Raw genomic sequence first — 18,138 nt, 5'->3', positions numbered from 1 at the left:
CATCGGCATCTATATGCGCCGCTTGCGTGCTCCGTCGGCGGTATTCCAAATAATGGACCGGAGCGCTGCCCGTATATCAGTGAATGCACTGAGTTGTTCGAGCGATACGGGAAAGGAGCGCGAAGGATTGAGGTAACTAGGATTGCGTTCAGTCGCATGCCGGATCGGATATCCGACAGACGGACCGCAGCAGTCGCGCACAGAACAATCAGATTTTCAATGCAGCAATCAGAGGAGACAATCTTGAAGAAAAAGTATCTTACGTTGGCTATCGCGGCCAGCGCACTTGGAGCGACAGCCGCGCACGCGCAGTCGAGTGTTCAGCTTTATGGACTGATGGACCTGAGCTTTCCGACCTACAGAACGCACGCGGACGCCAACGGCAATCACACCATCGGCATGGGCAACGACGGCGAACCGTGGTTCAGCGGGAGTCGCTGGGGCCTGAAGGGCGCCGAGGACATCGGTGGCGGTTCGAAGATCATTTTCCGGCTCGAGAGCGAATTCGTCGTCGCCAACGGCCAGATGGAAGATCCGGGCCAGATCTTCGACCGCGATGCATGGGTCGGTATCGAGAACGACATGTTCGGCAAGATCACGGCGGGCTTCCAGAACACCATCGCGCGCGACGCGTCGGCGATCTATGGTGACCCCTATGGCAACGCGCGGCTGACCACGGAAGAGGGCGGCTGGACCAACTCGAATAATTTCAAGCAGATGATTTTCTATACGGCCAGCGCGACGGGCACGCGTTACAACAACGGTGTCGCCTGGAAGAAGCTCTTCAGCAATGGGATCTTCGCGAGCGCCGGTTACGCATTCGGCAACTCAACGAGTTTCAGCTCCAACTCCAATTACCAGGCGGCGCTCGGTTATAACGGTGGCGTGTTCGACGTGTCGGGTTTTTATAATCACGTAAACCGCGTTGGCTTTACCAACCAGACATGGTCGGTGGGCGGCAACTTTAACTTCGGCATTCTGCGCGCCAATGCGGGTTATTTCCGGTACCTCGGTAATCAGGGCTCGCTCGGTCAGCGTCAGGATAACGCGTGGACCGTGTCGCTCAAGCTGTCGCCGAAGGGGCCGCTCGACTACCAGCTCGGCTATCAGCAGATGCGCGTGAAGAACGCTGCGTACAACGGCGATGGCGACATTCCGAACGCTAACATTGGCGCTTTCGATCCGGCATCGGGCCTTCACAACGGCTTCAAGGAAACGCTGTACGGTTCGGTCTTCTATCACCTGTCCAAGCGTACCGAACTGTATCTGGCCGGCGACTACATGAGGCTTCATGGCGGCTATACGGTCGGCGGCACGTTTGGCGCGACCAACCAGCTTGAACTGACGACAGGCGTGCGCACCCGCTTCTGATACAAGAAGCCGTGCCTCCCGGCTGATTCATCGACGAAATGTGCTGCTGTTTGCGGCGACGGAAATCCGTTCGCCGCTTTCCAGGGTCGCTATTCGCGCACGCTTCAACCAGCAGCAGCGGTCATACGGTCTGATTTGATGGCATGAGTCATGGTGCTCCAGTTCCGCCGACAGCGTCGCCAGAGCGCTTGGTCCGGGCTTTTTTTCATCTACCGGGCCTCGTTCGAGATGACGACTTTCAAGGCCCGTGAATTCCGCGCGAGGATCTCTCCGCGCTTTCTGCTCCTGGTTCAGGACATTCGCTACCTGGCAGCATTGCGTTGGACGATCCTCTTCCAAGCATCGAGCGCAGCTAGCGCGGCCTGAGCGACTGCCATGTCCTGCTCGATGGTTCCTGCGCTGGTTCCCACGGCACCGATAACGTGTCCGTCGAAGACGACGGGAAGTCCCTCGAGAAAGCGGCCCCACAAACTCCCAGACTTCAGGGCCCCCGCCGGATTGAAACTAGGCCTGCAGAACCTTGAGCAGCTCCACGGCAGTCGGGCCGGACGACGCTGGGTTCTGGCCGGTGATCAGGCGTCCATCGACAATGGTCAGTACGCCCCAATTCGCCACCTTTTCAAAATGGCCGCCCAGGCGTTTGAGTTCATCCTCGACGAGGAAGGGCATGACTTTGACCAGTCCTACGGCTTCTTCCTCGTCGTTGGTAAAGCAGGTGACGCGCTTGCCCTTGACGATAGGTTGCCCCTCATAAGTGGCTTTCAGCAGAACACAAGGGCCGTGACAGACGGCGGCGACCGGCTTGCCCGCGTTGTAGAAATCCTCGATCAAGGCGATCGAGTGTTTGTCATTGGTCAGGTCCCACATCGGGCCATGACCGCCGGCATAGAAGATCGTGTCGTAATCGGCCGCCTTGACGTCAGCGAGCTTGACGCTGTTGGCCAACACTTTCTGCGTCGCAGAATCTTTCTTGAACCGTAGCATCGAGTCGGTCTGATTGTCCGGATCGTCACTTCTGGGATCGATCGGTGGATGACCCCCCTTGGGCGAAGTCACGGTGACTTCCGCACCGGCGTCTGTGAACGCATAGTAGGGAGCGGTGAACTCTTCCAGCCAGAAGCCGGTCGGCTTGCCGGTGTCTCCAAGCACATTGTGCGAAGTCAAAACCAACAGGATTTTCATTGCCAATCTCCGTTCATTGGGGCAAATGCCTAAACGCGGCAGCGCCGGGGCAAACTCTCGAAGTCGTTGTTCAGGTCAGTTGTCCGGAGTCCCCACGTGCCGCGAAAATGGCCGTCTCAGCTCTTGAGACGGAGGCTGCCCCCACGTCAAGCGGACACTGTCGTAGGGCATTGTGTTGGAGACACGTTCAACGAACACCTCTATTCAAGACCGGCTTCCAGGTGCGCGCCATCCGGCGAAGGTATTGCTGGCGCATCCGATGGTATGAGGGACTTCGCCGTCCGCCACAGCAGGCCGAGACGAGTGCGTTCCGGGCGCGGATCTCGCTTTCGAAGTGGTTGGGGCGCGTCGCCTCGGCGTAAGGGTGGTCTATAGCGGAACGCTACTTCGAACACCGAAACGTGCCAGGCACTTTGGCGCAATGACGGCTATGTCGCCGTGTTCCTGCTGGAATCAATACAAGAAACTGTGTCGCCACCTGCCGCGTTTTTGCGTTTCGTTTTCAGCTATCGTGTTTTCACCTACCCGAAGCGGTAGAGGGGAGCCCATAGGCAACGCCTCCAAGGAGCCAGACATGAGCAACAACCCAATGCAAAGCGGGCACGCGGTTGAGACCTCGCGCGCCGGCATGTACGACACGAAGCTCGAGATCGTCGTCATCCCCGTCTCGGACGTCGATCGCGCCAAGCGCTTTTACGGCGATCTAGGTTGGCGACTTGATATCGACTTCAAGGGCGACGACTACCGCGTGATCCAGTACACACCACCCGGATCCGGATGTTCGGTGATGTTCGGCAAGAACATCATCAGGGCCGCGCCCGGCTCGGTCCAGGGGCTGCACCTCATCGTGTCCGACATTGTGGCCGTCCGTAACGACCTGCTCCGTCGTGGCATCGAGATCAGTGAGCCATTCCACGATACGGGCGGCGTGTTCCATCATGCTGACGGGAATAGCGTGGTTAGCGGCTTGAATCCCACGCGACAAAGCTACGCCTCTTACGCTTCGTTCACTGACCCTGACGGCAACGGTTGGCTGTTGCAGGAAATCACCGTGCGATTGTCCGCGGACGTCGAAGTGGGAGACCCACGGTTCACGAGCGAGGTTCTGAAGGCGATTCATTCGACGACACCCGATTGATAGTGGCGGCGCATCCGTCGATTACGGTGAAATCGGGCACCTGCCACTGATGACGGTAGCACTGGAAGACGCCAGCGCGTTGGAAGACGCTGAGACACTTGCCAACTACGAATTTTGCCGGCTCGGCCAGCAAGACCATCTGCTGCACCGAGCCAGTAACCCACCCTTTATCAGCGCGGTTATATAGGTGGTATTCGCGTTGAACGACTTGCTGGTGGATCTCTTCCGCCCTAACCTGAATCCCACATTCAACCATCCTCCAGCAGTTTGCTGGACCGGCCATCTCATGCAATCCATACACCGGCGAACTTCCGATCAAGGAAGGCGAAGGTCATATTGGAGAAGACATGCACGACAAACTCCTCTCAGTCGTCGTTACCCAGAAATGGCAACTTGCCGAGAGTTACCATGCTGTCGAGCTTCAAACCAGATGCGGATCCGAGCTTCCGCCGTTTGACGATGGATCATGCGTCACGCTCGTTCGCGACGACGTCACCTGCAAAGAGAAAATATATCCGCTGTGCCGTTCTACGTCCCGGCCGCGTGCCTATGTCATCGCTGTGAGACAGGATGATGGCCGTGCAGATTCGAAAACCGCAGACATTACGCTGAGCCAAGGCGACGAGGCGTTTATCGTAACGACACGGAGTCCCTCAGTTATTTTGGACGGTGGTACACAATCGATACTTTTTTCCGGCGGCGTTGGCGCTGCGTCGATTGCGGGAATCGCAAAACGGCTAGCGTTGGCAGGGCAAAAATTCGAGCTGCACAACTTCGCTCGATCGCCCGAACGTGCAGTCTTTCGGGAAGAACTCGATGCGCTCAAACGCGAAAGCAGGGTTTATCACCATTTCGGTTTGGACGCAGACCGATTGGAACAGGCAACTTCTCACGCGATGAGTCCAGCGCATGCGAACACTCAGATCTACTGCAGTGGTCCGCCGGCATTTATGGATCTCATCGAGCGCCAGGCGCGTGACTGGGTGTATCCGGCCAATATCCACAGAATTTTTCTGGGCGACAGAGGCAAAACGTAGTCGACGGACATCCGTGAATGTCCGCTTCGAAAAACTTCGGCAAAGCCGGGGTGCCGGCTAATCTCCAGAACGAGTCTCCTCGACGTAGCTTCAGCGCGTCAAGACTCGGCCCGATTTTCGATTTGTTCCCGCTGCGCAAGACTGTTTGTACAGTGCGGGTATTCGAAACTCGAGTCAATGCGCCTACATTCGGCTCTATCGGACCATGACGCGGATAAAGACGAATGGTGCGGATATCAACGCGATGTAGCAAGGCGCCCGCGAGCCAAGAAGTTCGTCGAGCGCGAAAACAGGTCGTGGCGACGGTCTGTATGAACGTTATCTAGTGGAGAAATGAAAAGTGAAATTCTCGGTTAAGGATGAAATTCGCTCCGATGATATTCCGGCTCTCGAACATGCGATGAGGACTGTCGACGCCGACGCGAAGGTCAACGTGGACATTGATACGAAGACGGTCAGCGTTGATTCCTGGCTGATGCCTGAAGAGTTTCTCGTCGCTTTCGTCGATGAAGACTATGACGCGACGATTGTTGAAGCGTAGACAGGAGCTGCGTGATGTAAGAAAAGCCCGTCATATGCATGTTCACCACCGCGGCGTAGTCTTCCGTAGTGTGTTCGGTGAAAGGCTTGCCGATGTAGATGCCGGCGTTGTTCACCAGCGTGTCAATGCGGCCAAATCGTGCGACGCCTTCGGTAATGACACGATGAACGTTTGGCCGGTCGCCGATATCGCTGGCGACGGTGAGGATGTTTGCGTCGTCCGACGGCTTGACCGACCGTGAGTTCGCGACAACGCAGCAGTCGAGCTTGCGAAACGCCCTAACGACTTCGGCACCGATGCCTTGCGACGCGCCGGTCACGACGACAACCTTCTGTGACATGCTTATCTTTCCCTAGAAAAAGACTTGTTCGGTTTCGACGCCGATCGGGCCGACGGCGCCTATCAGGACACGTGCGAACACGTTGATTCAGGTTTCGCTTAAACCTGCAATCAAGCCTTCCTCGAGCGCGCGAGCCACTGGTCGAGACTAATGCGGCCGATCCGCGCGTCGCCGAGCGGCACGAGCGATTGTTCCTCGACGCGGCCGCCGTAATACAGCGCATCGCGGTCCGTTACCACCGGGCGCGCGTCGCCTACCGATTTCAGATAACGTGAGACGATCTCCGCGAAAGGCGCGCGGTCCGGGCCGGCAATCTCGACCGTGCCGTTTTGCGGCGCAGCAGGCGCGATCTGCGCGAGGTTTGCCACGACATCGTCCACGGCGATCGGCTGAAACAGTCCGTCGCTGACACGTACCGTGCCGTCGACCGTGCTGAAATCCGCGATACCGCCGATGAACTCCATGAACTGCGTCGCGCGCACGATCGTATACGGCACGCCGGCCGCTTTGATCAGTTCCTCCTGCGCGACCTTGGCGGCGAAGTACGCGTTCTCCGGCGAGCGGTCGCAGCCGACGATGGATAGCGCTACGTGATGCCGTACTCCCGCAGCCGCTTCGGCCTTGCCAAGATTGCGCGCCGAAGTACGGAAGAAATCGAGTACCGCCTGCGGCTCCCATGACGGCGCGTTTGTCACATCCACCACGACGTCCGCGCCTGCGAGCGCGTTGTCCAATCCCTCGCCCGTGACAGCGTTGACACCGGTACACGGCGATGCAGCGAGCGCTTCATGGCCCGCTTCGCGAAGCAGCGTGACAAGACGCGATCCGATCAGGCCGGACCCACCGATTACGACGATTTTCATCGCAAATTCTCCAGATGAGAGTAAATGAACGCGCGGGAGCCGGGCGAGGGTCGTATCGCGCGAAAGTGTTCGCCGCCGTCTCATCGCGTGAGGCCATTGTGGAAGAATCATGGCCAATCGGAAAGTGCCAGGAATCGACGATCCGACTAGTACAGATCGTCTGCCGCTTCCCTTGTCCGCGAGACCGTCATGACCGTTCCGACTTCCGCTTTGACCATTGAAATCGACCGGCAGCAGTTGCCGATCTATCTGCAGATCTGCGCAGGTGCGACGGCTTCAATGTCGCTGCATAGCCTGTGCTCATACAGGCTCGTAAGCGATGAGCCATCGTTGTCACTTTCGACCTCGATGAGGAGAGGCATGTATGAGTGACACCCACGAAGAGGATCGCGTGATGGCTTATGACACGTAGATGAGCCGCACGCTGCGGCCCGCTGATCGTCGCGGCGCAGTCGCCAAACGAATCAATTTGCATGATTTTCGAAGATTTACCAATTTTTCACCTTTTGGCTCATCCGCGCGATGGAATAGCGCTGATCTCCCGCCCAAAAAGCGACAGCGCTGCATCAACGTGAACCCCTTCTGGCAGATTGGCAGGGGGAAAGTCGCCGCCACTTAAACCGCGGTGCATAGGACCACCAAATCTCAAAAACACATTCTCCGGCTGATCTGTTATTTTGCATGCTCGCACGCCATCATCTAAATGCTACAGACTCTTCGTCACTATGCCGATTAAAGAAGAAAAGCTAAATCGAATTTCAAAAAACGCTATATTTTTTGCTGGCGGCGTATTTTTATTGGTTGCAGCGAATTTTTTATACTCACAGACTACGGATTTTATAAGCAACTCCGTAGTTGTGAGTGGCAAAGTCACCCGGCTTAATCACGGCGGCCACCATGTTCAGGTGGAATTTGACACGCAAACAGGCGAGCATATTTCCTCTTCGCAATCGGCATTTATATCCGCAAATGTCGGCGACACACTACCCATCCGCTACAGGCCAGATGACCCCACTCACACTTCAGAGATTGATCGTTTTATGGATATCTGGGATTTACCGCTTGTGTGTTTTGCACTTGGAATGGTCTTCTTGTGCTCTACCTTGGTTGATTGTTTGTTCTGGAAACGCAATCTGTTCGAAAGGAGAAGTGGCAAATGATATCGTTGCGTAAAAGCGGATGGTCGTTCAATACGAGTGCAACGGGCGGGCTTGGCATTGAGTTACTATCCATCTCCGGCGGAAAAATTATTCTCGATGATCCGCAGAAACAATCTCACGATTTTTCTTATTTCGGATTTGGAATTGGCTACTCACGAGGACTGCCGAAAATCAAACTTCCGCCTATTCCAATATTGAACAGGGAAATGTCTGGCACGGGCTCTACGAAAGATTTTACGAGCGACGGCGTACTCTATATGACCAGTTATTTTCACAGGCAAGAACTATCGACATCCGATATTAAGGGTGCAACAATATATTTCGACGGTGGCGCGGGATTGCTAGCGGGATACGGTGAATCAATTATGTTGCTCGGCATTAATACGGAATTAATTGCTCCCTGGCTGGTAAATCCCGGCATTTTCGCAAATATGGCAAAGAAGGCCCTGGATTGCGCTCCTGCCGTTCTTCTATTGGCGGGCGAGGCAGAAGGATTAATCGCCGGTGGCGGACTCAGCGCAATGATCGGTCATCTCCAGTAAGCAATATCGAAACTTTTAATTATGGCACAAGATATTTTTATTAATATCAACGGCATTTCGGGAGAATCTCAAGACTTCGAGCATCTCGACGAAATTGATGTTCAGTCGTGGAGTTGGCAAGTCGCACAAAATTCGTCCATGCTTTCCGGATCAGGCGGCGGCGCGGGCAAGGCTTCAGTGTCAGACCTTGGATTTTTCCACGCATATGATCGAGCTAGTCCGAACCTGGCTAAATACTGCTTTACTGGAAAGCACATTGAAAAAGCTGTATTAACCATGCGTAAGGCAGGCACCGTACCTCATGAGTTCGCTCGCATCACCATGTATGACGTGGTAATTACCAACGTCTCACCGGTTGCTAATGGTTCGATATGTCATGAGCATGTGACGCTTTCTTTTGCAACCATGAAGCATGAATACATACTTCAAAATCCGCTTGGCGGTAGCGGTGGGGTGGTAACAGCTATGATGTATATCAAGGAAAACAGTACTGTCAAATAGTGTGGTGGCCGATGCTGCGTGCCGTTATCTCGGAAGATGCGTTGGAGAAAATGCCACACAGCACGTACACCCGCCAACAATCGTGATGAGAGTGAATATTGCGAATTTCGGCGCGAACGGCGGGCACCGGATACGAATCGAAGAATGTCATGATGCCCCGTTCACCGCGGGTTGGGACGCTGAAAAAAGCGCTGCAGCGGGCCGCTGTTGCTCGCGGCGTGCGGGCGGTAGCGCCACCCCCGCCGTGCCCCCTGTGTCTTCTATGTGGTCGGAGTTGCCCTTGATGTGCTCGAAGGTGCAGGCACCCGGCGCAAGCGCCGCAAGCACCGTCAACACCAGGCACATGAGCCGAACCACATGCCCGCGAATAGCGGCTTCATGCCGGTAGCTCAGGCCACTCGATAGCGAGCGGAAAGCCTGCCTGCTGCGGCACGTCGCGAAGCGCCGCCGGTACGTTTCCCACACGTCCGCGCCGGTCTACAGCGTGACGGGCGCATCAGGTGGCACCATCACCTTGCTATCGCGCCACGCGTGGCATTCGTTACGGTAGGCGCGCACGAACATCGCACGGTGACGTTTCTCGTCGGCCCTGAAGCGCGCGAGAAAACGTGAGCAAGCCCCGCGCGAGTTGGCATCGCACGTCCGGAAACGGCCGTAGCACGGGCCTGCGTGGGCGATAGCCCGAGCCGGGTGATGCAAGTATGGAATGCGAGCTTTTACTCCGACATCTTCCGTACGGAACGCAGCGAGCGAGCCGATTCAACGGAGATCGAGATGACCGATATCACCACAGCCATGAAGCTCAATCACGTCAGCTTCCCTTCATCCGATGTGAGCGCCACCGCCGCCTTCTTCAAGGACCATCTAGGCTGGACGGTTGCCGCGCGAGGGACGAGCTGCTTTCTGGAAACGCTCGGGTTTCGACATCGTGATCAATAACGCCGCCGACCTTCCGGTCGAGTGGGCGCAGAACTTTCACATCGGTTTCGAGCTGGCGTCCCTCGACGAGGTTCGCGCGCTATACGAACAGATGGCCGGCGCCGGCGTCGTGATGAAAAGCGGCGTGTTAAAGCATGAACGCGGCTCGCGGTTTTTCTGCGAGGCGCCCGGTGGCCTTCTCGTCGAAATCAATACACGTTTGGATGCCGACGAGAAATATCGCGGCATCTTCGACCTCTGATGTTTTCATCTGCCGCACCGCCGAGCCGACCCAAGCCGACCCACGCCGGAATCAGAAGCTGACGAACGCCTGCACGAGCCTGTTAAAAGCACCGGCGTTCGACGCATTCATGCCGTGCGATGCACCGGCGATGGTTTGCCGCTCCGCATAATCGATCCACTCCGCGAGCTTTTCGACGTTGTTGCGGAACATGCGCGGACTGCGCTGGCCGTCGATCAGCAGCGTCCTGCATTTCACGTCACGCGCGGTTTCACGGGAATAGGCGGGCAACGGATCGCGGAGTTGCTTGGGCAGCGTGCCCGCGTTGTCGATCGCCATGGTGCGGAACGCGACCGGGCTCTTGCGCCATGCTCCCGGCATGCTGACCGAATCGACGAAAAGCTCCAGGCCCGCGTCGATCTGCTCGCTCTCGATGAGTTCCGCGACGCGCGCGCGCAACACATTCGTCGTAGCCGGCAGCGCCGCGTCCGGCATGCCGTCGATCTGCAGCGGACCGCCTGGGTCCGCGAGCGTGAGCGTCTTCACGAGCCGCGGGTAGTCGCGCGCAACATGGAACGCCACACAGCCGCCGCGCGAATGGCCGACCAGATGCACGGGCCCAAGATCGATCGCCTCGATAAACTCGGCCAGTTCGCCGACGTGCGTCTGCCAGCCGAACTCGCCCTGAATGCACGCCTCGCTCGCCGGCCAGTAGTGGCTCAGGCTCACCGAGATGCAGCGGAAATGCTGCGAGAGCGCTGCCGTCTGCGCATTCCAGTAGCGGTAGTCGCACAGCGAGCCGTGCACGAACACGAGCGGCTCGCCTTCTCCGCACTCGACATACGGCACGCAGATGCCCGATGCGATGGTCGCAAACGACAGTTCGGGCACGGCAAGCACTGAGAGGTCGGTACGGGCGTTCATGGACTGACTCCTTTGCGGCCACTATGCCCCATGTCGCAATTTTATAAAATCGCGTAATATTGATCGAATCTATCTACTTTTCTGATACCAGACTCCTTGAAAGCCCTCGACCTGGACGTGATGACCATGATCGTCGCCGTCGCCGACACCGGCAACATCAGCCGGGCGGCGGAGGTCGTGCATCGGTCGCAATCGGCGGTGAGCATGCAGATCAAGACGCTCGAAACCGCGCTGGGCAAGCCGCTGTTCATGCGCAAGCCGAGAAATGTGGTGCCGACTCAGGACGGCGAAGTCCTGCTGACCTACGCTCGCCGCATGCTCGCCTTACGCGACGAAGCATGGGCGGCGGTGGTTCGGCCGGACGTGACGGGGCGCGTGAGCATCGGCGTGCCGGACGATTACGCGTCGTCGCTGCTGCCGCCGATCCTCAAGAAGTTTTCCGCGACCTATCCGAAGGTGGAGATTCAGGTTGTCGGTTTGCCGAGCGTCGCGCTTGCGCCGATGGTGAAAGACGGTTCGGTCGATCTGGTGTGCGCGACGCGAGTCAAGGGCTTGTCGGGTGAGTTCATTCGCCATGAGCCCATGGAGTGGGCGGCCGCACCGAGCGCCGATGAGATATGGCGCGAACGGCCGTTGCCGATCGCCGTGTTCCTGCCGGGCAGCGTCGCGCGCGAGAACGCGATTCGCAGCCTGGAGCGCGCGAAGATTCCGTACCGCACCTCCTATGAAAGCCCGAGTCTGCTGGGCCTGCTGTCGATGGCCGAAGCAGGTCTCGCGATCGTGCCGCTCGCGCGCTGCGCGGTGCCGGCACACTTCACGCTGCTGGGGCGCGCGCACGGCTTGCCCGAAATCACCGCGCTGGAAATGGTGCTGGCGCGCAGCACGGCTTCGAATCGTCCGCCGTGCGATTTTCTGGCGGAGAAGATTGTCTCCGAGTTGAGGCGCTAGTTTTTCGGCGCGCGTCCCCGGTTGGCCGGGATCATGGTCCGATTTCCGCGGCTTTGAGCGCCGCTCGAGCAGTCAACTCGTCGTCGCGATCGAACATGCCGATCAGCACGATCTGCGATTGGGCGGATGTACAGGCCGGCGACGCGCTAATTACCACGCGGTTGCCGACCACATGCAATTCATGCAGCGCGCCGTCGCTCTCCAGTCGGACAAAACCTTTCGCACGCAACAGCTTTGCCGAGAAATTCCGCAACGCGTCCTTGAGTTTCTTGCGGCTCAGGTACGCGTCGGTGACAAATGAAAAGCTGCACAGATCGCGCGGGGTGGGAGAGGCGGACAGCGACATCGCGCCGATAGGACGCGCGGGTAGTGCATGCCCCTCCGCGAAGATCAAACCGAGCGGCACGGCCGCGTGTGTGGCCTGAACGATGACACGGCTATTCGCAAGCGCTTCAATGCGCGCTTTGACAGCCTCGCGTGCAGGCTCGCCAAGCAGATCCATCTTGTTCAGCACGATGGCCGTGGCGCCCGCGATCTGCCGCTGCGCGATATCGCCGACATAAGGATCGGCCAGCGTCTCTTCGACGCGCTCCGCATCTACAAGTACGACAATGCCGTCCAGACGAAACGCGCGATCGAGCAAACCGATCTGCGCGATGCGCACCGGGTCGGACACGCCGCTCGCTTCGATGATCAGCAGATCGGGTGCGTCAGTGCGCGAGCTTATGGCCAGCAGCGCCTCGACCAGCCGGCCGCCGATCGAGCAGCAGACGCAGCCGTTTTCCAGATTGATCACGTCGTCGGTGCGCTGGCGAATCAGCGAAGCGTCGATATTGATCGAGCCGAAGTCATTGACAAGTACGGTGATGTGCCGCGATCCCGCGTTGCTCAGAATATGGTTGAGCAGCGTCGTCTTTCCGGCGCCGAGATAGCCGCCAATCACGACGAGCGGAATCGCACTCATCCCGCCGGCGCCTGGAAAATGCGGCCGCCCAGCACCGTGCCCCACACTTCCAGATCCTTCAGACGTTGCGGCGCGACTTCGGCGGGGTCTTCGGCGAGCACCGCGAAGTCCGCAAATTTGCCGACTTCGATACTGCCCACCAGGTGATCCATCTTGAGTGTGTAAGCGGCGCCGAGCGTGATTGCGCGCAATGCATCGGCAATCGGCACGCGTTCGTTCGCACCGAGCACTCGACCCGATGCGGTCTCGCGCTGCGACGCGCACCATGCGGTGAAAAGCGGATTGAGCGGCGTAATGGGCGCATCGGAATGAAACGCAAACGGAATGCCCAGGCGGCGCGCCGATTCCGCGGCGTTCATCCGATTCGCGCGATCCGCGCCCATGGTCTGCGAATAGTGCGCATCGCCCCAGTAGTAGATGTGGTTCGAAAAGAAATTGATGCACAAGCCAAGGCTCGCCGCGCGCGCGAGCTGGCTCGCGTCCGCCATCTGACAGTGCTGCAGCGTATGGCGGTGATCGAGTCGCGGATAAAGCGTGAGAAGCCGTTCGAACGCGTCGAGCACGAGTTCAGTCGCCTCGTTGCCGTTGGTGTGCACGTGCAGTTGCAGGCCGGCTTCGTGAAACGGCCTGAACACCTCGACAAACTGGCTCGGCGGAATCAGCCACAAACCGTTGGGCTTGCCGTTCAGATAGCCAGGCCATTTCAGGCGTGCCGTGAAGCCCTGGATCGACCCGTCGACGATAAATTTGACGGGCCCGAAGTGCAGCTTCGGCGTCGCGGTTTCCATCGCCGAGAGCACGCGTTGAGCGCCGCCTTCAGGACTACGTTGCGGAGCGAACGCGGGCACGATGCGCACGGGAAAATCGGCATTCCCCGTGATTTCACGCAGATTGCGATTGCCCTGTTCGGAGAAGTCGTTGACCAGATCGGTGGCGGTCGTCACACCGGCGAGTTGCGCGACGCGGCCGAAATTCCAGATGGCCTTCGTGCTTTCGCTCGCGGCGATCGAGAGGCCGGCGCCGATCACGCGGTAGACCGGGAACATTGCGGCGAACTCCTGCAACTCGCCGGTGGGCTGTCCGCTTTCGTCCTTGTCGATGCCGTCGATATCCGTTTCGTCGTCTATCCCGGCGCGCGCGAGCATCGGCGAATTGACGTTCATCAGGTGCACGCTCGCATGCAGGATCACGATGGGCCGCTCGGCCGACACCTTGTCCAGTTCGCGCACACTCAGGCGTTGGGTGCCGAAGAAGATCGGATCGAATCCCCACGCGAGCAATGGAGCGTCGGCCGACGTCATCTCCGCTTGAGCCGCCTTCAGGCGCTCGATCACGGCATCCAGCGATGTCAGGCCTGGCCAGCGCCGGCCGTCGGGGCCGCGCCGATCGTAGTAGCCGACATAGACGGCGTCCCACATCGCGCCTTCCATCAAGTGGCAATGGCCTTCGACGAAGCCGGGCATCAACACTTTATCGCTGAACGTATCGACGATTCGTGCATCACCCCATTGCTTGACGTCGTCAGCGTCGCCCACCGAGAGAATCTTGCCGTCGCGAATTGCAACATGCGTCGCATAGGGTTGCATGGGATTCATCGTCACGATCTTTTTCGCAACGAAGACTTGTGTCGCGTGCTTCTCTTCTCGTTGAGTCATAGGGCAGTGATTGAAGTTCGTTTCAGCTCAGCGCATGCGCGCGGCTCGGTTTGGCGGTGAGGTTCACGGCGGTCAGCACCAGCAGATTCACGCCGAGGCACAAGAGTCCCAGATTGAAGCCGCCCAGGTCGATCTGCAACACGTACAGGATGATCGCCAGCACCTGTCCGGTCAACATGCCGGACGCGATGGCGGACGGCCGCACGCGCAATCCGAACAGCACCACCATCACGCCGGGGAAGAATTGCGTGACGCCGTAATACGTAGTGTTGATCAGCGTGAGCATCAGATTCGGCGTGAGCAGCGTCATCACGATCGACACCAGCAGATACAACACGATCACTACCTTTGCGCCGGTCTTCTGGCGAGCTTCCGGCATGCGCGGCAGAAGATTGCGTGTCACGATCGGGCCGATCGCGAGGCAAATGCCGGCCAGTACGAGCAGACCGGAGAGCGAAGCGCCGGCCGCCACGAGTCCAAGCAGCCAACCCGGCAACAAACGGATCGCGGCAGCGAAGAACGCTTCGTTAGGCGACGCGAGATGCAGGTTCTGACTGATCGCATAGTACGACGCGACCACGAGAAACGGATACATCAGCATGTACAGCGGCATCGCGACCTGCGTGCGGCGGATCGTGTTCGCGCTTTTCGCGGTAAAGAAGTTCTGCACCGCGAACGGCATGACGTAGAAGCCGAGCGACTGGAACAACATGGTGCTCATCGAAAAGGTCAACTGATGCGGATTCATCAGGTTGCTCACATGCTGGCTGGCGGCATGAAAGACCTCGGTCACACCGACTTCGATCGACACGGCAACGCCGGTAATCACGATCGCGACGACCATCAGGATATCTTTCAGCACGGCGATATAAGCCGATGCCCGCACGCCGGCAATCGCGATGTAGGTGAAGGCGAGCAACGCCGCGAACAGAATCAGATACAGCGGTTTGAAGTTCCAGCCGAGCCCGTTCAACGCGGCAACAAGTCCGGTGAACTGCAACTGTCCCCACGGCAGCAGAAAGATGATCGCGGAGCCCGCGACGATCAGTTCCAGCGAGCGGCTCTGGAAATGTCCTTTGAACAGATCGGGCAGGGTGATCGCGTTATAGCGCTTGCCGGCCTGCCAGATCTTCGGGCCGATGAAATAGCCGACGGGATAGGCGAGCAGAATGTAGCCGAGAAACCAGACGCCGTACGTCGGACCTTTGGCATAGATGCCGCCCGGAAAACCGACCATCGTGCCGATGCTGTAGATCTCGCCGGCCGCGAGAAAGAAGACCAGGTAGGCGCCGAACTGCCGCGACGCCACGAAGAAGTCGTGCACGCTTTGCGGACCACGTCCCTTGTTCGAACGGATCGCGAGGTAAAGCGAGAAAGCGAGGAAGCCGAGAAAGACTGCGGTGGCCATCCGGACACTCCTTTAGCTGTTTTGCGGGTGGGACTCGTCGTGGCGGCAGTCGAACACGCGCCAGCAGATCATCAGGCACCCGGAGGTGAGGATGAACCACGCGAAGATCCAGGCGTAGATGAACGGCACGCCCAACACGAAGCGATCGACGGACGCCACCCACGGCAGCAGGCCGACCACGCCAAGATAGGGAATGCCGAGTCCGATAAACAGTTTGAGCACGTCAACTCCTCGCAGCATGTGGCCAATGCCCTCAGTGTTGCCGAACAAAAAAACAGAACCATAGAGCCAGTTGACGGGAGTCGATGAGTCCAATTCAGCAGATGCCGCAGACTCTGCGAGACCCGTGTCACGGCGCGCTGCACCAGGCGAAAGCACCGCACTGGACCTACCGGCTAAAAAACCCCCTGCCTACAATTTCCTCACGGATCGCCAGCCACCGGCGGCGTCTCATGCCTTATCGAAACGAACGCGAAAGCGAAAGTCATCCAGGAGGAGAAAGCAATGGCTCAAACACAGACCCCGCTGCAGCACGTCACGGCCGAGACACTGGCCGCGTTTTCCGATGCGTTCAATCGTCATGACGCAGACGCGCTGATGACCTTCATGACCGACGATTGCGTGTTCGATGCGGCAGGCGGTCCGGAAGTCTTCGGCGCACGCTTCGTGGGCCGCGACGCGACGCGCGCGGCCTTCGAAGCCGTCTTCAAGACCTTTCCCGACGCGCATTGGGGCAAGGGCCGCCATTATGTGATCGGTGAACGCGGCGTGTCCGAGTGGGTGTTCACGGGAACGCACGCGGAAGGCTGGCGCATCGAGGCGGAAGGTTGCGACCTGTTCGAGTTCCGCGATGGCCTCATCGCGGTCAAGCGGGCTTTCCGCAAGGAACGTCCGAAGCAGAACCTCGCACGCTGATCGGGAGCTTCACATGGAGCACAGTGAAATCGAACGCGTCGCGCACGGCATGCCGTCCGGCCGCGAAGGCGACACGCGCTACGATCCGGCGTACGACCCGCTGGTGTCGCCGGGACCGGGCTGGGGCAAGCAATATGCGCCGACCTACTGGGTCGCGACCGCAGGCACGCCGCCCGAAGACGACGGCCCGATTACGGCGGACGTCGACGTGGATGTGGCGATTATCGGCGGCGGCTATACCGGGCTCGCCACTGCGCTCTGTCTCGCGCGGGAGCATGGCATCAAGGCCGTCGTGCTGGAAGCCAACAAGACGAGCTGGGGCTGCAGCAGCCGCAACGGCGGGCAAGGTCAGAACGCCTCGGGCCGCCTGTCGCGTTCGCAATGGATCGAGCGTTGGGGCAAAGACGTCGCATTGAAAATGCACGACGAGATTCAGGAAGGCTTCGACAACTTCAAATCGCTGGTCGCGGAGATCGATTGCGATCCGCAACCCGGTGGCCACTTTCTGATCGCGCACCGTCCGCGCATCATGCAGAAGCTCGCCGCCGAGGCCAAGGTCTGGAAGGACGTGTTCGGCTATCCGTCCGAGCTGATCGACAAGCAGACCTTCCGGCGCGATTACGTCAACGATCACGAAGCGGCCGGTGCGCTGCACGAGCCAGAGGGCATCGGCATTCATGCGTTGAAGCTCGCCTTCGGCTATCTGCGGCTGGCCCGCGAAGCGGGCGCCAAGGTGCATCCGGCGAGTCCGGTGCTCGGTTGGGAAACGATCAACGGCGTGCATCATTTGCGCACGCCGGGCGGCATCGTGCGCGCGCGCGCGGTCGGCATTGCAACAGGCGCCTATACGTCGCAAACGCTGCACAACTCGCTGCGCAGCCGCGTCATGCCGATCCTGTCGAATTCGATGGTCACGCGTCCGCTCACGAAGCAGGAAATCGACGCGTGCAACTTTCGCACGACCCAGGTGCTGACCGATACGCGCACGCTGCGTTTCTACTATCGCTTTCTGCCGGACAATCGCTTGCAGATCGGCAGCCGCTCCGCGATCACAGGCGCCGACGCACCCAATACTCGGCACTACGATCTGCTGGTCAACGGCATGCTGCGCAAATTTCCAGCCTTGCGCGGCGTTCCGATCGATTACTCGTGGTGGGGCTGGGTGGACGTCAGCCACGACATGATGCCGCGCGTGTATCAGCCGGATCCGATGCAGACGGTGTATTACGCGCTCGGCTACGGCGGCAACGGCGTGTCGTACTCGCAGCAGGCCGGGCGGCGGCTCGCTGAACGCATCGCGGGAAAGGGCGCGAAGCAGACGTTGCCGATCTTCACGTCGCCGTTGCCGGGGCACCCGTTTGCGCCATTCCGGCGCATTGGCCAGCGGATGCTGTATCAACTGTATTTCCGGCGCGACGAAAAACCCTGATGCAGCGGGCGTAAATCGCCCGCGCGCCGGGCGGCGCTGAACTTGCAACCCGCAACTCGCC

At 59.0% G+C, this 18,138-nt stretch carries 20 protein-coding genes and 1 pseudogene; 13 read left to right on the top strand and 8 right to left on the bottom strand.

The genetic code is table 11. The features are described from left to right. Positions 1-219: 219 nt before the first annotated feature. Together B0G82_RS23390 and B0G82_RS39485 are read left to right on the top strand one after the other, a co-directional pair. A complete protein-coding gene (locus tag B0G82_RS23390) occupies positions 220-1,371 on the top strand; it encodes a porin (protein WP_199730161.1) in 1,152 nt (383 codons plus the stop codon). 150 nt (positions 1,372-1,521) lie between these two features. After that, positions 1,522-1,737, top strand: coding sequence for a hypothetical protein (locus B0G82_RS39485; protein ID WP_147308714.1), 216 nt, complete (start codon positions 1,522-1,524; stop codon positions 1,735-1,737). A 138-nt stretch (positions 1,738-1,875) separates the two neighbouring features. On the opposite strand, the gene B0G82_RS23380 is transcribed toward B0G82_RS39485, so the two are convergent. Next, positions 1,876-2,553: a type 1 glutamine amidotransferase domain-containing protein gene (locus B0G82_RS23380; protein WP_121309198.1), complete on the bottom strand. Its 678-nt coding sequence runs from the start codon at positions 2,551-2,553 to the stop codon at positions 1,876-1,878. A gap of 574 nt (positions 2,554-3,127) precedes the next feature. Here B0G82_RS23380 and B0G82_RS23375 point away from each other — a divergent pair. The 3 genes from B0G82_RS23375 (at position 3,128) to B0G82_RS40585 (ending at position 5,269) form a co-directional block, all read left to right on the top strand. Next, positions 3,128-3,691, top strand: coding sequence for a VOC family protein (locus B0G82_RS23375; protein ID WP_241974799.1), 564 nt, complete (start codon positions 3,128-3,130; stop codon positions 3,689-3,691). A 347-nt stretch (positions 3,692-4,038) separates the two neighbouring features. After that, entirely contained in the window at positions 4,039-4,728 is a 690-nt protein-coding gene (locus tag B0G82_RS23370) for an oxidoreductase (RefSeq protein WP_121309197.1), read from the top strand. A gap of 340 nt (positions 4,729-5,068) precedes the next feature. Then, entirely contained in the window at positions 5,069-5,269 is a 201-nt protein-coding gene (locus B0G82_RS40585; RefSeq protein ID WP_106276939.1) for a hypothetical protein, read from the top strand. 4 nt (positions 5,270-5,273) lie between these two features. Here B0G82_RS40585 and B0G82_RS23360 read toward each other — a convergent pair. Continuing rightward, positions 5,274-5,615 (bottom strand): annotated as a pseudogene (locus B0G82_RS23360) (SDR family NAD(P)-dependent oxidoreductase); the annotation flags it as partial. A gap of 104 nt (positions 5,616-5,719) precedes the next feature. Continuing rightward, positions 5,720-6,472, bottom strand: coding sequence for an SDR family oxidoreductase (locus B0G82_RS23355; protein ID WP_121309196.1), 753 nt, complete (start codon positions 6,470-6,472; stop codon positions 5,720-5,722). 725 nt (positions 6,473-7,197) lie between these two features. Between B0G82_RS23355 and B0G82_RS23345 the strand changes: the two genes are divergently transcribed. The 5 genes from B0G82_RS23345 (at position 7,198) to B0G82_RS41235 (ending at position 9,855) form a co-directional block, all read left to right on the top strand. Beyond that, entirely contained in the window at positions 7,198-7,632 is a 435-nt protein-coding gene (locus tag B0G82_RS23345) for a DUF3592 domain-containing protein (RefSeq protein ID WP_121309194.1), read from the top strand. Next, a complete protein-coding gene (locus B0G82_RS23340; protein WP_121309193.1) occupies positions 7,629-8,174 on the top strand; it encodes a hypothetical protein in 546 nt (181 codons plus the stop codon). The genes B0G82_RS23345 and B0G82_RS23340 overlap by 4 nt, the downstream gene beginning before the upstream one ends. Positions 8,175-8,195: 21 nt before the next feature. Continuing rightward, the gene (locus B0G82_RS23335; protein WP_116145904.1) at positions 8,196-8,675 is read left to right on the top strand and encodes a type VI secretion system tube protein Hcp; all 480 of its coding nucleotides are present in this window, start codon (positions 8,196-8,198) and stop codon (positions 8,673-8,675) included. Positions 8,676-9,449: 774 nt separating this feature from the next. After that, on the top strand, positions 9,450-9,614 hold the full coding sequence (locus tag B0G82_RS41240; RefSeq protein WP_309546271.1) for a VOC family protein: 165 nt from the start codon (positions 9,450-9,452) through the stop codon (positions 9,612-9,614). Then, a complete protein-coding gene (locus B0G82_RS41235; protein ID WP_309546270.1) occupies positions 9,604-9,855 on the top strand; it encodes a VOC family protein in 252 nt (83 codons plus the stop codon). Before B0G82_RS41240 ends, B0G82_RS41235 begins: the two co-directional genes overlap by 11 nt. 51 nt (positions 9,856-9,906) lie before the next feature. Here the strand turns inward: B0G82_RS41235 and B0G82_RS23320 are convergent, their stop codons facing one another. Continuing rightward, positions 9,907-10,758, bottom strand: coding sequence for an alpha/beta hydrolase (locus tag B0G82_RS23320; RefSeq protein WP_121309192.1), 852 nt, complete (start codon positions 10,756-10,758; stop codon positions 9,907-9,909). Positions 10,759-10,884: 126 nt separating this feature from the next. Here B0G82_RS23320 and B0G82_RS23315 point away from each other — a divergent pair, with 126 nt between their 5' ends. After that, positions 10,885-11,706 (top strand): LysR substrate-binding domain-containing protein, encoded by an 822-nt coding sequence (locus B0G82_RS23315; protein ID WP_199730210.1) that lies wholly within the window; start codon positions 10,885-10,887, stop codon positions 11,704-11,706. A gap of 31 nt (positions 11,707-11,737) precedes the next feature. Here B0G82_RS23315 and B0G82_RS23310 read toward each other — a convergent pair whose 3' ends face one another. Genes B0G82_RS23310 through B0G82_RS23295 form a run of 4 tightly spaced genes read right to left on the bottom strand, consistent with a single transcriptional unit; the run spans position 11,738 to position 15,955 of the window. Continuing rightward, positions 11,738-12,670: a GTP-binding protein gene (locus B0G82_RS23310; protein WP_121309190.1), complete on the bottom strand. Its 933-nt coding sequence runs from the start codon at positions 12,668-12,670 to the stop codon at positions 11,738-11,740. Then, entirely contained in the window at positions 12,667-14,325 is a 1,659-nt protein-coding gene (locus B0G82_RS23305) for an amidohydrolase (protein ID WP_121309189.1), read from the bottom strand. Before B0G82_RS23305 ends, B0G82_RS23310 begins: the two co-directional genes overlap by 4 nt. Before the next feature lie 22 nt (positions 14,326-14,347). Further along, positions 14,348-15,733 carry a sodium:solute symporter family protein gene (locus tag B0G82_RS23300; protein ID WP_121309188.1) on the bottom strand — a complete coding sequence of 462 codons (1,386 nt, stop codon included), beginning with the start codon at positions 15,731-15,733 and terminating at the stop codon, positions 14,348-14,350. A 12-nt stretch (positions 15,734-15,745) separates the two neighbouring features. Next, positions 15,746-15,955 (bottom strand): DUF3311 domain-containing protein, encoded by a 210-nt coding sequence (locus B0G82_RS23295; protein WP_012426254.1) that lies wholly within the window; start codon positions 15,953-15,955, stop codon positions 15,746-15,748. Positions 15,956-16,237: 282 nt separating this feature from the next. Between B0G82_RS23295 and B0G82_RS23290 the strand changes: the two genes are divergently transcribed. After that, the gene (locus B0G82_RS23290; RefSeq protein ID WP_116145895.1) at positions 16,238-16,648 is read left to right on the top strand and encodes a nuclear transport factor 2 family protein; all 411 of its coding nucleotides are present in this window, start codon (positions 16,238-16,240) and stop codon (positions 16,646-16,648) included. A gap of 13 nt (positions 16,649-16,661) precedes the next feature. Continuing rightward, complete coding sequence (locus B0G82_RS23285; RefSeq protein WP_121309187.1) at positions 16,662-18,077, top strand: FAD-binding oxidoreductase; 1,416 nt, start codon at positions 16,662-16,664, stop codon at positions 18,075-18,077. The last annotated feature ends 61 nt before the right edge of the window (positions 18,078-18,138 follow it).

Origin of the sequence: Paraburkholderia sp. BL17N1 (assembly GCF_003634175.1) — a bacterium.
GTDB lineage: Bacteria > Pseudomonadota > Gammaproteobacteria > Burkholderiales > Burkholderiaceae > Paraburkholderia.
Note: the sequence above shows the minus strand (reverse complement) of the source record. Positions and strands in the feature narration are given on the sequence as shown.

Bases quoted from the DNA above. Each gene is read 5' to 3' on its own strand.
- B0G82_RS23390 (WP_199730161.1), top strand. From the start codon at position 220: ATGCAGCAATCAGAGGAGACAATCTTGAAGAAAAAGTATCTTACGTTG.
- B0G82_RS39485 (WP_147308714.1), top strand. From the start codon at position 1,522: ATGGTGCTCCAGTTCCGCCGACAGCGTCGCCAGAGCGCTTGGTCCGGG.
- B0G82_RS23380 (WP_121309198.1), bottom strand. From the start codon at position 2,553: ATGAAAATCCTGTTGGTTTTGACTTCGCACAATGTGCTTGGAGACACC.
- B0G82_RS23375 (WP_241974799.1), top strand. From the start codon at position 3,128: ATGAGCAACAACCCAATGCAAAGCGGGCACGCGGTTGAGACCTCGCGC.
- B0G82_RS23370 (WP_121309197.1), top strand. From the start codon at position 4,039: ATGCACGACAAACTCCTCTCAGTCGTCGTTACCCAGAAATGGCAACTT.
- B0G82_RS23355 (WP_121309196.1), bottom strand. From the start codon at position 6,472: ATGAAAATCGTCGTAATCGGTGGGTCCGGCCTGATCGGATCGCGTCTT.
- B0G82_RS23345 (WP_121309194.1), top strand. From the start codon at position 7,198: ATGCCGATTAAAGAAGAAAAGCTAAATCGAATTTCAAAAAACGCTATA.
- B0G82_RS23340 (WP_121309193.1), top strand. From the start codon at position 7,629: ATGATATCGTTGCGTAAAAGCGGATGGTCGTTCAATACGAGTGCAACG.
- B0G82_RS23335 (WP_116145904.1), top strand. From the start codon at position 8,196: ATGGCACAAGATATTTTTATTAATATCAACGGCATTTCGGGAGAATCT.
- B0G82_RS41240 (WP_309546271.1), top strand. From the start codon at position 9,450: ATGACCGATATCACCACAGCCATGAAGCTCAATCACGTCAGCTTCCCT.
- B0G82_RS23320 (WP_121309192.1), bottom strand. From the start codon at position 10,758: ATGAACGCCCGTACCGACCTCTCAGTGCTTGCCGTGCCCGAACTGTCG.
- B0G82_RS23315 (WP_199730210.1), top strand. From the start codon at position 10,885: ATGATCGTCGCCGTCGCCGACACCGGCAACATCAGCCGGGCGGCGGAG.
- B0G82_RS23310 (WP_121309190.1), bottom strand. From the start codon at position 12,670: ATGAGTGCGATTCCGCTCGTCGTGATTGGCGGCTATCTCGGCGCCGGA.
- B0G82_RS23305 (WP_121309189.1), bottom strand. From the start codon at position 14,325: ATGACTCAACGAGAAGAGAAGCACGCGACACAAGTCTTCGTTGCGAAA.
- B0G82_RS23300 (WP_121309188.1), bottom strand. From the start codon at position 15,733: ATGGCCACCGCAGTCTTTCTCGGCTTCCTCGCTTTCTCGCTTTACCTC.
- B0G82_RS23290 (WP_116145895.1), top strand. From the start codon at position 16,238: ATGGCTCAAACACAGACCCCGCTGCAGCACGTCACGGCCGAGACACTG.
- B0G82_RS23285 (WP_121309187.1), top strand. From the start codon at position 16,662: ATGGAGCACAGTGAAATCGAACGCGTCGCGCACGGCATGCCGTCCGGC.